The organism is Streptomyces narbonensis (genome assembly GCF_014649015.1).
GTDB classification, from domain to species: Bacteria; Actinomycetota; Actinomycetes; order Streptomycetales; family Streptomycetaceae; genus Streptomyces; species Streptomyces narbonensis.
The window spans coordinates 78,779-93,692 of sequence record NZ_BMSF01000019.1; the positions used below are offsets into that span (position 1 = coordinate 78,779).

Here is a 14,914-nt window from a genome sequence, read left to right on the forward strand (position 1 = left end):
ATGACGAAGCCATCCCTCCCCGACCTCCTCCATGCCGCCGTCTCCGCTGTCGGCGGCACGGAGCGCCCTGGCCAGGTCACCATGGCCGAGGCCGTTGCCGAGGCAATCGACGACAATTCCCACCTCCTCGTCCAGGCCGGAACGGGCACGGGCAAGTCGCTCGGCTATCTCGTGCCGGCGCTGGCCCAGGGGGAGCGGGTCGTGGTCGCCACCGCGACACTGGCGCTCCAGCGCCAGCTCGTCGAGCGCGACCTTCCCCGGACGGTCGACGCGCTGCATCCGCAGCTGCGCCGCCGCCCGCAGTTCGCCATGCTCAAGGGCCGGTCGAACTACCTCTGCCTGCACCGGCTCCACGAAGGCGTCCCGCAGGACGAGGAGGACGGCCTCTTCGACCCCTTCGAGGCGGCCGCCCCTTCCAGCAAGCTGGGCCAGGACCTGCTGCGACTGCGTGACTGGTCCGACGAGACGGAGACCGGCGACCGGGACGATCTGACACCGGGCGTCTCCGACAAAGCCTGGTCCCAGGTCTCGGTCTCCTCCCGGGAATGCCTGGGGGCGAGCAAGTGCGCGTACGGGGCGGAGTGCTTCGCCGAGGCGGCCCGCGAGCGGGCCAAGCTCGCCGACGTCGTGGTGACCAATCACGCGCTGCTCGCCATCGACGCCATCGAGGGCGCCCCGGTGCTCCCGCAGCACGAGGTGCTGATCGTCGACGAGGCGCATGAGCTGGTCTCCCGGGTCACCGGTGTGGCCACGGGCGAGCTCACCCCCGGCCAGGTCAACCGCGTCGTGCGCCGGTCCTCGAAGCTCGTCGACGAGAAGGTCGCCGACCAGCTGCAGACCGCCGCCGAGGGCTTCGAGCGGGTCATGGAGCTCGCCCTGCCGGGCCGTCTGGAGAAGATCCCGGAGGACCTCGCCTACGCGTTGATGGCGCTGCGCGACGCGGCCCGCGCCGTGATCACGGCACTGGGCTCCACCCGGGACCGGTCCGTGCAGGACGAGGACGCCGTCCGCAAGCAGGCCATGGCCTCCGTGGAGACGGTCCACGGCGTCGCCGAGCGGATCACTCAGGGCTCGGAGTACGACGTCGTCTGGTACGAGCGGCATGACCGGTTCGGAGCATCGCTGCGGGTGGCTCCGCTGACGGTCTCGGGCCTGCTGCGGGAGAAGCTCTTCACGGAGCGCTCCGTCGTCCTGGCCTCGGCCACCCTCAAGCTCGGCGGCGACTTCAACGGGGTCGGGGCCTCGCTCGGCCTCGCGCCCGAGGGCACCACGGGAGACGACCTGCCGGTCTGGAAGGGCATCGACGTCGGCTCCCCGTTCGACTACCCGAAGCAGGGCATCCTGTACGTCGCCAAGCACCTGTCACGGCCCGCGCGGGACGGTGAGCGGGGCGACATGCTCGACGAGCTCGCCGAGCTGATGGAGGCGGCCGGCGGCCGTACGCTCGGCCTCTTCTCCTCGATGCGGGCTGCCCAGCAGGCGGCGGAGGAGCTGCGGAGCAGGATTCCGGAGCTGCCCATCCTGCTGCAGGGCGAGGACACCCTCGGTGAGCTGATCAAGAACTTCGCCGCAGACCCGAAGACCTGCCTCTTCGGCACGCTCTCGCTCTGGCAGGGCGTGGACGTCCCGGGCGCCAGCTGCCAGCTGGTCGTCATGGACAAGATTCCGTTCCCGCGGCCGGACGACCCGCTGATGAGCGCGCGCCAGAAGGCGGTCGAGGAGGCCGGTGGCAACGGCTTCATGGCGGTCGCCGCCACGCACGCGGCTCTCCTGATGGCGCAGGGCGCCGGTCGGCTCGTGCGGGCGACCGGTGACCGCGGTGTCGTCGCGGTGCTCGACCCCCGGCTGGCCACCGCGCGGTACGGCAGCTATCTCAAGTCCTCGCTGCCCGACTTCTGGTACACCACGGACCGCAACCAGGTGCGGAAGTCGCTGGCGGCGATCGACGCGGCCTCGAAGGCGGCGAGCGACTGATCCCCTGCCGTGCGTCTCCGCGCACGGCAGGGCCCCGGGACCGGCGCAGTGGGTCCCGGGGCCCGGTCAGAGCCGGCGAGGTGTCACACGCGCCGGAGCACCGCCACGACCTTGCCGAGGATGGTGGCCTCATCGCCGGGGATCGGCTGGTACGCCGCGTTGTGCGGGAGGAGCCAGACGTGCCCGTCCTCGCGCTTGAAACGCTTGACCGTGGCCTCGCCGTCGAGCATGGCGGCGACGATGTCGCCGTTCTCCGCGACGGGCTGGCGGCGGACGGTGACCCAGTCGCCGTCACAGATGGCGGCCTCGATCATCGAGTCGCCGACGACCTTCAGGACGAACAGCTCGCCGTCGCCGACCAGCTGCCGGGGGAGCGGGAAGACGTCCTCGACGGACTCCTCGGCCAGGATCGGGCCACCGGCGGCGATCCGGCCGACCAGGGGGACGTAAGAGGCGGCGGGCTTGCCCGTGGTGTCCGTCGGCTGGGTGCTCGGCTGGTCCGAGCCGCGCACCTCGTACGCCCGGGGGCGGTGTGGGTCACGGCGGAGGAAGCCCTTGCGCTCCAGCGCCATGAGCTGGTGAGCCACCGACGACGTGCTGGACAGTCCCACGGCCTGGCCGATCTCGCGCATCGACGGCGGGTAGCCGCGCCGCTGGACCGAGTCCCGGATGACCTCGATCACCCGGCGCTGCCGGTCGGTGAGGCCGGAGCTGTCGGCCCTGATGCCTGGAGGTCGCCCGGGAAGGGCGCGGGCGGGTCGCCCGGGCTCCTCGCCGTTCATGGCTGCGTCATTCATGGCGTGCACCGGCTCGAGTCGGCCCTGGGAGCGGTCCTGGGCGGTGATGGTGGCACTGTCTGCGGTGGTGGTCACGTCGTCGGCCCCTCTCGAATTTGTCTCCCTGGCTGGCACAACGGTAGTGGCTTTCGAAAGGTTGCGCCAAACACACGTTCGAGTGAAAATTCGCAGATTGCCTTACGCGTGTATGCGTGGGGGTGTATGAGTACCGTCACTCCGCAGCACCCCGCGAACCCAATTCGGTCATTACGGTAGCCTTCGCCGCTGGGTTCGCGGACATCCGGTGTGCACTCCCAGTGTCGCACCCGGAAGGGTTGGGACGTGGGAGCGGGCGGTCCGCGACACGCGCAAGGGTCGGAATCGCCCCTAACCCAAGATCTAGTGGTTGGATGGCATCGACCACCCAGGGGTAGTGGTCCCCGGTCTGCCGGGGCCGCTCGCATCACCTATGCTGGAGGTCGCTTCGCAGGGCCTTGACGGGTCGGGCGAGGCTCATCAGTCGTGCCGTGAGGGAGGGTCGGAAGCCATGCACTGCCCCTTCTGCAGGCACCCCGACAGCCGTGTCGTCGACAGTCGCACCACCGACGACGGGACGTCGATCCGACGCCGCCGGCAGTGCCCCGACTGCTCCCGCCGCTTCACCACGGTGGAGACGTGTTCCCTCATGGTCGTGAAGCGGTCCGGTGTCACCGAGCCCTTCAGCCGCACCAAGGTCATCTCGGGTGTGCGCAAGGCGTGCCAGGGGCGACCGGTCACCGAGGACGCCCTCGCCAAGCTCGGCCAGCGGGTCGAAGAGGCGGTGCGCGCCACCGGCAGCGCCGAGCTGACCACCCACGACGTGGGTCTGGCCATCCTCGGTCCCCTGCAGGAGCTCGACCTCGTCGCGTACCTGCGCTTCGCGTCCGTGTACAAGGCCTTCGACAGCCTCGAAGACTTCGAGACCGCCATCGTGGAACTCCGCGAGCGGTCGCCCGGTGAGAACCGCGGGACCGGGGCGACCCCTGAGGTCCCCGTTCCCGCCACCGCCGCCGACTGATCGGCGGTCCGGGCCGACCACGGCCCGGCGATCGGCCGCCGAGCGGCCCGACAGACGTGCCCCGGGTGACCCGCGCGGTCCTCGTGGCAGCAGTACCGAAAGACGTACAGAAGACGGTGCCCTGGGACTTTCTGGGCGCCAAAGTGTGTTTTGCCCGTATATGGGAGGCGGCATGACAGAGACGGCGAGCGGCCCGGCACGTGGTTCCCGCAACAAGGGAGCCAAGTCGGCGAGCAAGGGCCTGCGTATCGAGCGCATCCACACCACCCCTGGCGTGCATCCGTACGACGAGGTGGCCTGGGAGCGTCGTGACGTCGTCATGACCAACTGGCGCGACGGCTCGATCAACTTCGAGCAGCGTGGCGTCGAGTTCCCCGACTTCTGGTCGGTGAACGCGGTCAACATCGTCACCAGCAAGTACTTCCGCGGAGCCGTCGGCACCCCGCAGCGCGAGACCGGTCTCAAGCAGCTCATCGACCGGATCGTGAAGACGTACACGAAGGCCGGCGAGGAGTACGGCTACTTCGCGTCGCCCGCCGACGCCGAGATCTTCGAGCACGAGCTGGCCTACGCCCTCCTGCACCAGATCTTCAGCTTCAACTCGCCGGTCTGGTTCAACGTCGGCACCCCGCAGCCCCAGCAGGTCTCCGCCTGCTTCATCCTGTCCGTCGACGACTCCATGGAGTCCATCCTCGACTGGTACAAGGAAGAGGGCATGATCTTCAAGGGCGGCTCCGGCGCCGGCCTGAACCTCTCCCGCATCCGCTCCTCCAAGGAGCTGCTCTCCTCCGGCGGCAACGCCTCCGGCCCGGTCTCCTTCATGCGCGGCGCCGACGCCTCCGCGGGAACCATCAAGTCGGGCGGCGCGACCCGCCGTGCGGCCAAGATGGTCATCCTCGACGTCGACCACCCCGACATCGAGAACTTCATCGAGACCAAGGTCAAGGAGGAGGAGAAGATCCGCGCCCTCCGTGACGCGGGCTTCGACATGGACCTGGGCGGCGACGACATCACGTCCGTCCAGTACCAGAACGCCAACAACTCCGTCCGCGTGAACGACACGTTCATGAAGGCCGTCGAGTCCGGTGGCAAGTTCGGTCTCACCTCCCGCATGACGGGCGAGGTCATCGAGGAGGTCGACGCCAAGTCGCTCTTCCGCAAGATGGCCGAGGCCGCCTGGGCCTGCGCCGACCCGGGCATCCAGTACGACGACACGATCAACCACTGGCACACCTGCCCCGAGTCCGGCCGCATCAACGGCTCGAACCCGTGCAGCGAGTACATGCACCTGGACAACACGTCCTGCAACCTCGCCTCGCTGAACCTCATGAAGTTCCTCAAGGACGACGGCAAGGGCAACCAGTCCTTCGACGTCGAGCGCTTCGCCAAGGTCGTCGAGCTCGTCATCACGGCGATGGACATCTCCATCTGCTTCGCCGACTTCCCGACCGAGAAGATCGGCGAGAACACCCGCGCCTTCCGCCAGCTCGGCATCGGCTACGCCAACCTCGGCGCCCTGCTGATGGCGACCGGCCACGCGTACGACTCCGACGGCGGCCGCGCCCTCGCCGGTGCCATCTCCTCCCTGATGACCGGCACCTCGTACAAGCGCTCCGCCGAGCTCGCCGCGGTCGTCGGCGCCTACGACGGCTACGCCCGCAACGCCGAGCCGCACCAGCGCGTCATGCAGCAGCACGCCGACGAGAACACCAAGGCCGTCCGCATGGACGACCTGGACTCGCCGATCTGGGCCGCCGCGACGGAGGCCTGGCAGGACGTGATCCGCCTCGGCGCCAAGAACGGCTTCCGCAACGCCCAGGCCTCGGTCATCGCCCCGACCGGCACCATCGGTCTCGCGATGTCCTGCGACACCACCGGCCTCGAGCCCGACCTCGCCCTGGTCAAGTTCAAGAAGCTCGTCGGCGGCGGCTCGATGCAGATCGTCAACGGCACCGTCCCGCAGGCCCTGCGCCGCCTGGGCTACCAGGAGGAGCAGATCGAGGCGATCGTCGCCCACATCGCCGAGAACGGCAATGTGATCGACGCCCCCGGCCTGAAGGCCGAGCACTACGAGGTCTTCGACTGCGCGATGGGCGAGCGTTCCATCTCCGCGATGGGCCACGTCCGCATGATGGCCGCCATCCAGCCGTGGATCTCGGGCGCCCTCTCCAAGACCGTGAACCTGCCGGAGACGGCCACGGTCGAGGACGTCGAGGAGGTCTACTTCGAGGCCTGGAAGATGGGCGTCAAGGCGCTCGCGATCTACCGCGACAACTGCAAGGTCGGCCAGCCGCTCTCCGCGAAGAAGAAGGAGGACGAGAAGGCCGAGGTCACCGCGAAGTCCGAGGCGACGATCCGCGAGGCCGTCGAGAAGGTCGTCGAGTACCGTCCGGTCCGCAAGCGTCTGCCCAAGGGCCGTCCGGGGATCACCACCTCCTTCACCGTGGGTGGCGCCGAGGGCTACATGACCGCCAACTCCTACCCGGACGACGGTCTCGGCGAGGTCTTCCTCAAGATGTCCAAGCAGGGCTCGACCCTCGCCGGCATGATGGACGCCTTCTCCATCGCCGTCTCCGTCGGTCTGCAGTACGGCGTTCCGCTGGAGACCTACGTCTCGAAGTTCACGAACATGCGCTTCGAGCCGGCCGGCATGACGGACGACCCGGACGTCCGGATGGCGCAGTCGATCGTCGACTACATCTTCCGTCGCCTGGCGCTCGACTTCCTGCCCTTCGAGACCCGCTCCGCCCTCGGCATCCACTCCGCCGAGGAGCGTCAGCGCCACCTCGACACCGGCTCGTACGAGCAGGCAGAGGAGGACGAGGTCGACGTCGAGGCGCTGGCCCAGTCCGCGCCCCGCGCCCAGGAACTGAAGGCCGTCGCGGCCCCGGTCCCGGCCCCGCAGGTCGAGGTCCCGGCCGTGAAGCAGGCGCACACCTCGGCGGAGCTCGTCGAGATGCAGCTCGGCATCAGCGCCGACGCCCCGCTCTGCTTCTCCTGCGGTACGAAGATGCAGCGCGCCGGCTCCTGCTACATCTGCGAGGGCTGCGGTTCCACCAGCGGCTGCAGCTGACCGCGAGCGGTATCGCGTCCCGGGCGGCGGTGAGCTACCGCCGCCAGGGGCGCTGAGCCTCACCTGAGAGAGGGCGTCGACCATCGGTCGGCGCCCTCTCTCGCGTCATCGTGGGGGAGCCCCTCAGGCGGGTGCGGATCCGAGGAGCGTCGCGAAGGCGCGGGGGTCGGCGTCGAAGCCGCGGCTGATCGGACGGTACGACCAGCCGTCCGCGCCGTCCCGGGTGAACTCCACGACCGTCGCCGACAGCGCGCCCTGCACGTCCGCGAAGTCGTGGTTCAGCAGGTCGGTGTACCCCTCGCGGATACGTATGCCGGTGTTCGCTATGTCGCCGAAGACCAGCCTGCCGCCACCCTGCTGCACGGTCACGCCCACCACCACGCGCGCGTACTTGGGTGCCAGCCGGTCCAGCTCCAGCGTCATCGCTTCGTCGTAGCCGAATCCCTGGCCCGTACGGCTGTCGCGGTGGAGCGTGATCGTGCCGTCGGGGGAGCGGCTGCCGAAGTGCACCAGGTAGACCGGGGAGCCGTGCGGGTCGTCGGCCGTGAAGACGCCGGCGACGAGATCCAGGTCGTGGGCCGGCGTGCCCGTCGGGGCAGGGTCCCACTTGAGCGTCACCTCGACCTTCGCCACGCCCTTGTTGAGTCCGCTCACGGTGCTTCCCCTCTCCACGCACGCCCCCGCGCACGCCTCGCCTCGACCGTCGCCCCGCCACGCTCGAAAGCCCGTGGTCGCGGGGAGATTGCTCATGGTGTCATGGGCCTACGACAGTGGACCCGACGGTGGAGGGGGAGAGCGGTTTGTGGAGTGGTGACGAGCTGGATCTCGACGCTTATCTGGCTCGAATCGGCTACGACATCGGACGGGACGGGGAACTCTCCACCGATCTGCGGACGTTGAAGGCGATACACCGGGCGCACGTCCGGTCCATTCCCTTCGAGAACCTCGACGTGGCGCTCGGCCGACAGGTCCCCCTGGACCTCAAGAGCCTTCAGGCCAAGCTCGTCGGCCGTCGCCGAGGCGGCTACTGCTACGAACAGAACTCGCTCCTCGCGGCGGCGCTGGAGCGGATCGGCTTCCCGGTCGCCGGGCGCGGAGCCCGCAACCGCACCCGGGGTGCGGCGCTGCCACCCGTCACGCACGCACTGCTGGTCGTCCAGGTGGAGGGCGAACAGTGGCTCGCCGACGCGGGGTTCGGCTGGCAGGGGCCGCTGGAGCCGGTGCCTCTGAGGGACGGCGCGCGCGTGGAGCAGGGCGGCTGGACGTTCGGGACGAAGGTCGAGGGCGAGGGCATCCACGTCCTGCGCACCCTGCGTCCGCACGGCTGGACCGATCTGTACGCGTTCTCGCCACAGACGCTGTACCCGGCCGACTTCATGGTCATGAACCACTTCAGCAGCAGCCACCCGGAGTCGCGCTTCCTCGGCCAGGTCGTGGCGCAGCAGCCCGGGGCCGAGGTGCGCAGGGCGCTGGTGCGCGAGACGCTGACGAGCGTGCGGACGGACGGTGCCACCGAGGAACGGGTGGTGACCGTGGGTGAGTTGGCGGCGACGTTGGAGGAGGACTTCGGCATCGAGGTGGACGACGAGGAGCGTGCCGGCCTCGAACGGGTGCACACGGAGCGAGTCTGACGCGTACTGCCGGGGCGCTCGCGAGGCCCGTACGATGGCGCGGTGCTGGTCAAGTGGATTCGCTGCACCGTGGTGGACCGTCGAGGGTTCGAGCGGGGACAGCGAAAATGGGCGGGGCTGCTCGGTGAGCCGGGATTCCGGGGCCAGGGCGGCGGGTGGAGCCGGGCTCGGCCGGATGTCGCCCACATCTTCGCGTTCTGGGAGAGCCGGGCCTTCTACGACTCCTTTATGGCGCGGTCGCACGATCGTCTGGCGGCCTCGCAGGTGGGCACGTTCAAGGACCTCCAGGTGAAGCTCTTCGACCACCGCTTCGACGTGAAGACGGGGTTCGAGCCGAAATTCACCGACGCCGACGTGGCACGGGTGGCGCACTGCCGTGTCCACGAGGACCGGGCCGAGCACTTCGCACTCATGCAGGAGAAGGTGTGGAACCCGGCGATGGCCGGATCCCCCGGCATGCTGCGGGGCCTGTTCGGCGAGGCGCCGGGCAGTGAGTTCCTGGTGCTCTCGATGTGGCGGTCCGCCGCGGAGCACGGCAAGTACCGGGTGGAGCGCGTCGAGCGGCTCGGCCTGCGCGCGAGGACCGATGCCGACGTGGCGGCGCTGACCGGCGACGTGGTGCAGCTCGACACGGCCTGGACGGTCTGAGGACGCGCGGGGCGGCCCCGTCCACACGCCGGGACCTACACCGGGTGGCTCCGAGGGGGACCTCGACCGAGCCTTGCACCGGTCCGCGATCTAGGGTCGGGGTATGGCACGACCGCGGCGCATCGTTCTCGTACGGCACGGAGAGTCCGAGGGCAATGTCGATGACACGGTGTACGAGCGCGAGCCCGATCACGCGCTCCGGCTCACCGAGACCGGGTGGCGGCAGGCGGAGGAGACGGGGGAGCGGCTGCGGGAGCTGTTCGGGGACGAGCAGGTCAGCGTGTACGTGTCGCCGTACCGCCGCACGCACGAGACCCTCCGGGCCTTCCGGCTGCCCCGGGAGCAGATGCGGGTGCGGGAGGAGCCACGCCTGCGGGAGCAGGACTGGGGAAACTGGCAGGAACGGGACGACGTACGCCTGCAGAAGGCGTACCGGGACGCGTACGGGCACTTCTTCTACCGCTTCGCCCAGGGCGAGTCCGGAGCGGACGTCTACGACCGGGTCGGCGCCTTCCTGGAAAGCCTCTACCGCAGTTTCGAGGCCCCCGACCACCCCCCGAACGTCCTGCTCGTCACCCATGGGTTGACCATGCGGCTGTTCTGCATGCGCTGGTTCCACTGGACGGTCGCGGACTTCGAGTCCCTGTCGAACCCCGCCAACGCCGAGAGCCGCACGCTCCTGCTGGGCGAGGACGGGAGATACCGGCTGGACAGGCCGTTCGAACGCTGGCGTACCCCGGAACCGTACGGGCGCACCGGATAGAGTGGCTGAGCGATGACCGCTGACTCCTCACTCGACCGGCGCTTCGACCGCGCCCTGGCCAGCCTGCGCGGGCTGTCCGTGGGAGACGCCCTGGGCTCCCAGTTCTTCGTACCCGCCCACTACCCCCTGCTGAAGCGGCGCGAGCTGCCGCCCGGCCCCTGGCAGTGGACCGACGACACCGAGATGGCCTGTTCCGTCCTGGCCGTCCTCGCCGGCCACGACCGCATCGACCAGGACGCCCTCGCCCTGTCCTTCGCGAACCACCACGACTTCGACCGCGGCTACGGTCCGGCGGTCAACCGGATGCTCCGGCTCATCAGGGAGGGCGGGGACTGGCGGGAGCTGTCCGCCGCCCTTTTCAACGGGCAGGGGTCCTGGGGCAACGGCGCCGCGATGCGGATCGCCCCGCTCGGCGCCTGGTATGCGGACGACCCGGAGCAGGCGACGCACCAGGCCGAGATCTCCGCGTACACGACACACCAGCACCGCGAGGCCGTGGTGGGCGCGATGGCCGTGGCGGCCGCCGCCGCCCTCGCCGCCGACCCGGCCGGACCGCCCACGCCCGAGGCACTGCTCGACGGCGTCGTCGCTCTGGTGCCGCGCAGCGCGGTCGGAGCGGGGCTGCGCCGGGCGCGCGACATGCTCGACTACGGGGACGCGGGCACGGTCGCCGCGGTGCTCGGCAGCGGCCGGCGGACCAGCGCGCACGACACCGTGCCCTTCGCCCTGTGGTCGGCGGCGCGGGCCCTGGGCGACTTCGAGCGGATGTTCTGGACGACCGCGCAGGTCGGGGGTGACGTCGACACGACCTGCGCCATCGCCGGGGGCGTCGTGGCCTCCGCGGTGCGGGGGACTCCGCCGGCCGAGTGGCTGCGGCAGACCGAGGATCTTCCGGGGTGGGTCCCGGACGGGTCGGCCGTCTGAGACCCGCGATGTCCCCCGGCCCGGGCAGGGGGCCGGGGGACATCGGCGTACTCGGAGGCGTACCGAGGCGTACGGGGCGTGCGCGGACGCTCTCGGTGGCGTAGGGGCGCACAGGCGTACTCCAGGGCGTACGGGCGTGCTCTAGGGGCGTACGGCGGGCGGAAGGGCTCGTGGTCAGGCCGCCGGGCCTGCCGCCTCCGCCCGGCCGCTGAGTGCTTCCAGGTCGCTCTTGCGGACCCGGATCACCAGTACCGCCGTCACCAGCGCGATCAGCACCATCCCGACGGCGGCGGTGAACGCCGAGGAGATGCCCGATGTCAGCACCTCATGGCCCCAGGGCGCGGGAAGCTCCCCGGTCTTCGCGACCTCCGCCTGCTGCTCGGGCGTCGCGTTCGCGAGGAAGTCGGGCGCCTGTTTCAGGCCCTCCTCGCGGCTCGCCGTGCCGAAGACCGTGACCAGGATGGAGAGGCCGAGCGAACCGCCGACCTGCTGGGTGGCGTTGAGGAGGCCCGACGCGGCGCCCGCCTCGTGCTGGGCCACCCCGGAGACGGCCGTCAGCGTGAGGGTCACGAAGTTGAGCCCCATGCCGAAGCCGAACAGGACCATCGGGCCGAGGACGGCCCCGGCGTAACTGCTGTCCGAGGTGATGAACGTCAGCCAGAAGAGGCCGATCCCGGTGATCGCCGAGCCGCTCACCATGAACGGCTTCGGTCCGAGGACCGGCAGCAGCCGCTGTGCCAGCCCCGCGCCCGTGACGATCGCCACCGTCACCGGAAGGAAGGCGAGACCGGACTGGATCGGGCTGTACCCGAGGACGTCCTGGACCCACAGGACGATGAAGAAGAACATGCCGAACATCGCGGCCGACAGGCTGAGCATGATGACGTACGTGCCCGAGCGGTTGCGCTCGGCGAACATCCTCAGCGGGGTGATCGGCTCCTTGGCCCTCGACTCCACGAGCCCGAAGGCCACCAGCAGGACCACGGCCGCGACGAACGAGCCGATGGTCAGCGAGTCCTTCCAGCCTTTCTCGGACGCGCGGATGAACCCGTAGACCAGCGCCGCCATGCCGAGTGTCGACGTCATGGCGCCCGCGACGTCGAAGCGGCCCGGGTGGCGTTCGGACTCCGCGATGTAGCGAGGGGCGAGGAAGGCGATCAGCAGGCCGATCGGTACGTTGACGAAGAGGACCCAGCGCCAGTCGAGCCACTCGGTGAGCATGCCGCCCGCGAGCAGTCCGATCGCGCCACCACCGGCGGAGACGGCGGCGAACACGCCGAAAGCGCGGTTGCGCTCAGGCCCTTCGGGGAACGTCGTGGTGATCAGCGCGAGCGAGGTCGGCGAGGCGATGGCGCCGCCGACGCCCTGCAGGGCCCGTGCGGCGAGCAGCTGCCAGGGCTCCTGGGCGAAGCCTCCGAGCAGCGAGGCGAAGGTGAAGACGAGGATGCCGGCCATGAACACCCGGCGGCGCCCCAGGATGTCCCCCGCGCGTCCGCCGAGGAGTAGCAGCCCGCCGAAGGTGAGGGTGTAGGCGCTGAGCACCCACGAGAGGTCGGTGGTCGAGAAGGAGAGCGCGTCCTGGATGTGCGGCAGGGCGATGTTCACGATGGTGGCGTCGAGGACGACCATGAGCTGGCAGGCGGCGATGACGGCCAGGGCGATGCCCGGCCGGCCTCCGGCGCGAGCAGGGCTGTTCTTGGTCTGTGTGTCCACCGGAGAAGTTGTCACTATGGATCCCCCACGGAAGAATTAGTGAACGCACTCGTTCACTGTTTTCCACGGTAGTGAGTCCCCCTCAGTGAACGCAACCGTTCACTGAGCGCTGCCGGTGCCCCGATCGACTTGCTCAACGGAGAGATCCTGATGGTTACTTCGCGCTCCACGGCCGCCGCCCGGCCGGAGGGGGTGTCTCCGCGACGCCGCGGCGCCGTACTGGAACGGGCCATTCTGGAGGCCACGCTCGAACAGCTGGGCAGCGTCGGCTGGAACGGCCTCACGATGGAGGGTGTCGCGGTCGGCGCTCAGACGGGCAAAGCCGCGGTGTACCGGCGCTGGCCGTCGAAGGAAGACCTCGTCGCGGACGCCCTCCAGGCGGGGCTGCCGAGGCTCGACGAGGCGCCGGACCGCGGGAGCGTCCGTGAGGACCTGTACGCGCTGTGTCTCCGGGTCCGCGACGTGATGTTCTCCAAGCCGGGCAACGCCCTGCGCGCGGTCCTTCACGAATGCGACGCGGAGTCCGCTCAGAGGTTCCATGAACTGATCGTCACGGGGGTGACCGGGCCCTCCACCCGACTCTTCAAGGACGTTCTGCTGCGCGGAATCCAGCGCGGTGACGTGCGGGCCGACGCGATCGGCGACCTCGTGCTCGACGTGGTCCCCGCCCTGATGATGTACCGCTCCAAGGTGTGCGGGAGCGAATGGTCCGACCGTGAGATCGCCGACATGATCGACCGGGTCATGGTGCCTCTGCTCCGGACCGGGGCCGCCTGAGGGGAATCCGGGTATCGCGGGCGGCACCGGGCGGCGTAACCTGGCTGGCGCCATGCCGTACGAACCTCCCACCCACACTGTCGAGCGATCGCTCCGAGCGACCACCGGCGCCAGGATCGTCGCCGGAGTCGACGAGGTCGGGCGCGGGGCGTGGGCCGGTCCCGTCACCGTGTGCGCGGCCGTCACAGGACTGCGCCGCCCGCCCACCGGACTCACCGACTCCAAGCTGCTCACCCCCAAGCGCCGCACCGCGCTCGCCGCGGAGCTGGAGCAGTGGGTCACGGCGTACGCGCTCGGTGACGCCTCCCCGCAGGAGATCGACGAACTCGGGATGACCGCGGCCCTCCGGCTCGCCGCGGTCCGGGCTCTCGAAGGGCTCCCCGTCCGGCCGGACGCCGTGATACTCGACGGCAAGCACGACTACCTCGGCAGCCCCTGGCAGGTCCGTACGGTCATCAAGGGCGACCAGTCCTGTGTCGCCGTGGCCGCCGCCTCCGTCATCGCCAAGGTCCGTCGGGACACCGTCATGGCGGAGCTGGAGACCGGCGCGGGGGACTGTGTCGCCTTCGGCTTCGCGGCGAACGCGGGCTACCCTTCGCCGGTCCACAAGGCCGCGCTGGAGGAGCTGGGGCCCACCCCGTACCACCGTCTCTCCTGGTCGTACCTGGACGCGTTGCCCCGGTGGCGCCACCTCAAAAAGGTCCGCCTCTCCGCGGAGGCGGCCGCGCTGGAAAGCGGGGGCCAACTCGGCTTCGAATTCTGAACTTCCGGCTGCCGAGCCCTTCTCCGGGGCCGCCCGAGCAGCCGGGGCGCACCTGTGCGCCCACCCGCCGGTGCCCCGCGCAGCGGCGTTTGATAGACATCCACCCATGCCTCTCACCCCCGAGGAGCCTCAGATTCACGAGAGCGCCCAGGGTCCCCGCGCCACCGCGGCCGCCGGCCGTCCCGCGTCGACCCCTCGTCCCGTACCCGGTCCGCGTTCCGCGGCCTCTCCGCGACCCGGACGTCCGGTCCCCGGCCCGGCGAGGCCGGCGCAGCCGGCCCCCCGCCCCGGTGTCGGGCAGTCCCCGGCCACCGGCCCGGAGAATCGTTCCGACCAGCGGTCCACTCCGCAGCTCCAGGTCATCCCGGCTCCGGCCGACGGTGCGCTGGACGCCGCCGAGGAGGCCCTGGACCTGCTCCTGGAGAGCGGCCGGGCGCCCGGCGAGGTCCTGGTCCTGACCACCGGCGACCAGCACCCGTGGACGGCTCACGAGCTGTCCTTCGGCGAGGCCGCCTACTGGGCCCAGCAGGACACCGGCGACGACGTGTTCTTCGCGGACGCGACCGCCGTCGAGCGGGCCGCCGCCCGGCCCGTGGTGATCGTCGCCGTCAACGGCGGCGACGACGAGACCGCTGCCCGGGCCCTGCCTTCGGCGATGGCCCGTGCCGGCGTGCTGCTGATCGTCTGCGGCGAGCCCGACCGGGTCGCGGCGCTCGTCGGCGCCGGGGTCTGACCGGTCCGGTCCGGCCGGCCGCATGCCGCCCTGGGCTCCTCCTCCCGCCGAACCGGTCTCCGGTCCGGCGGGAGAGATGGAC

The 14,914-nt window shown here is 70.3% G+C and carries 13 protein-coding genes; 10 read left to right on the plus strand and 3 right to left on the minus strand.

Going from position 1 to position 14,914, the window contains the following annotated elements:
• Entirely contained in the window at positions 1-1,974 is a 1,974-nt protein-coding gene (locus tag IE124_RS29110; RefSeq protein ID WP_189512002.1) for an ATP-dependent DNA helicase, read from the plus strand.
• Positions 1,975-2,057: 83 nt separating this feature from the next.
• Here IE124_RS29110 and lexA read toward each other — a convergent pair whose 3' ends face one another.
• Complete coding sequence (gene lexA / locus IE124_RS29115) at positions 2,058-2,846, minus strand: transcriptional repressor LexA (protein WP_024754934.1); 789 nt, start codon at positions 2,844-2,846, stop codon at positions 2,058-2,060.
• 451 nt (positions 2,847-3,297) lie between these two features.
• On the opposite strand from lexA, the gene nrdR reads away from it, so the two are divergent.
• Complete coding sequence (gene nrdR / locus IE124_RS29120) at positions 3,298-3,807, plus strand: transcriptional regulator NrdR (RefSeq protein ID WP_189512004.1); 510 nt, start codon at positions 3,298-3,300, stop codon at positions 3,805-3,807.
• 172 nt (positions 3,808-3,979) lie between these two features.
• Positions 3,980-6,880, plus strand: coding sequence for a vitamin B12-dependent ribonucleotide reductase (locus tag IE124_RS29125; RefSeq protein WP_189512006.1), 2,901 nt, complete (start codon positions 3,980-3,982; stop codon positions 6,878-6,880).
• A gap of 123 nt (positions 6,881-7,003) precedes the next feature.
• Here IE124_RS29125 and IE124_RS29130 read toward each other — a convergent pair whose 3' ends face one another.
• On the minus strand, positions 7,004-7,534 hold the full coding sequence (locus IE124_RS29130) for a TerD family protein (protein WP_189512008.1): 531 nt from the start codon (positions 7,532-7,534) through the stop codon (positions 7,004-7,006).
• Between the two features lie 146 nt (positions 7,535-7,680).
• Between IE124_RS29130 and IE124_RS29135 the strand changes: the two genes are divergently transcribed.
• The 4 genes from IE124_RS29135 to IE124_RS29150 all read left to right on the plus strand — a co-directional run bounded on the left by IE124_RS29135 (position 7,681) and on the right by IE124_RS29150 (position 10,846).
• A complete protein-coding gene (locus IE124_RS29135; RefSeq protein WP_229832961.1) occupies positions 7,681-8,511 on the plus strand; it encodes an arylamine N-acetyltransferase family protein in 831 nt (276 codons plus the stop codon).
• 42 nt (positions 8,512-8,553) lie between these two features.
• A complete protein-coding gene (locus IE124_RS29140) occupies positions 8,554-9,159 on the plus strand; it encodes a YdbC family protein (RefSeq protein WP_189512012.1) in 606 nt (201 codons plus the stop codon).
• 103 nt (positions 9,160-9,262) lie between these two features.
• Positions 9,263-9,922 (plus strand): histidine phosphatase family protein, encoded by a 660-nt coding sequence (locus IE124_RS29145; RefSeq protein WP_189512013.1) that lies wholly within the window; start codon positions 9,263-9,265, stop codon positions 9,920-9,922.
• 12 nt (positions 9,923-9,934) lie between these two features.
• The gene (locus tag IE124_RS29150; protein ID WP_189512015.1) at positions 9,935-10,846 is read left to right on the plus strand and encodes an ADP-ribosylglycohydrolase family protein; all 912 of its coding nucleotides are present in this window, start codon (positions 9,935-9,937) and stop codon (positions 10,844-10,846) included.
• A gap of 174 nt (positions 10,847-11,020) precedes the next feature.
• On the opposite strand, the gene IE124_RS29155 is transcribed toward IE124_RS29150, so the two are convergent.
• On the minus strand, positions 11,021-12,574 hold the full coding sequence (locus IE124_RS29155) for an MFS transporter (RefSeq protein ID WP_189512018.1): 1,554 nt from the start codon (positions 12,572-12,574) through the stop codon (positions 11,021-11,023).
• A gap of 135 nt (positions 12,575-12,709) precedes the next feature.
• Between IE124_RS29155 and IE124_RS29160 the strand changes: the two genes are divergently transcribed.
• The 3 genes from IE124_RS29160 (at position 12,710) to IE124_RS29170 (ending at position 14,832) form a co-directional block, all read left to right on the plus strand.
• Entirely contained in the window at positions 12,710-13,336 is a 627-nt protein-coding gene (locus tag IE124_RS29160) for a TetR/AcrR family transcriptional regulator (RefSeq protein WP_189512020.1), read from the plus strand.
• 52 nt (positions 13,337-13,388) lie between these two features.
• Entirely contained in the window at positions 13,389-14,099 is a 711-nt protein-coding gene (rnhB, locus tag IE124_RS29165) for a ribonuclease HII (RefSeq protein WP_189512022.1), read from the plus strand.
• Between the two features lie 106 nt (positions 14,100-14,205).
• Entirely contained in the window at positions 14,206-14,832 is a 627-nt protein-coding gene (locus IE124_RS29170; RefSeq protein ID WP_189512024.1) for a hypothetical protein, read from the plus strand.
• Positions 14,833-14,914 lie beyond the last annotated feature (82 nt).

Excerpts from the sequence above, each read along its gene's own strand:
- IE124_RS29110 (WP_189512002.1), top strand. The coding sequence starts at position 1 with ATGACGAAGCCATCCCTCCCCGACCTCCTCCATGCCGCCGTCTCCGCT.
- nrdR (WP_189512004.1), top strand. The coding sequence starts at position 3,298 with ATGCACTGCCCCTTCTGCAGGCACCCCGACAGCCGTGTCGTCGACAGT.
- IE124_RS29125 (WP_189512006.1), top strand. The coding sequence starts at position 3,980 with ATGACAGAGACGGCGAGCGGCCCGGCACGTGGTTCCCGCAACAAGGGA.
- IE124_RS29145 (WP_189512013.1), top strand. The coding sequence starts at position 9,263 with ATGGCACGACCGCGGCGCATCGTTCTCGTACGGCACGGAGAGTCCGAG.
- IE124_RS29150 (WP_189512015.1), top strand. The coding sequence starts at position 9,935 with ATGACCGCTGACTCCTCACTCGACCGGCGCTTCGACCGCGCCCTGGCC.
- IE124_RS29160 (WP_189512020.1), top strand. The coding sequence starts at position 12,710 with ATGGTTACTTCGCGCTCCACGGCCGCCGCCCGGCCGGAGGGGGTGTCT.
- rnhB (WP_189512022.1), top strand. The coding sequence starts at position 13,389 with ATGCCGTACGAACCTCCCACCCACACTGTCGAGCGATCGCTCCGAGCG.
- IE124_RS29170 (WP_189512024.1), top strand. The coding sequence starts at position 14,206 with ATGCCTCTCACCCCCGAGGAGCCTCAGATTCACGAGAGCGCCCAGGGT.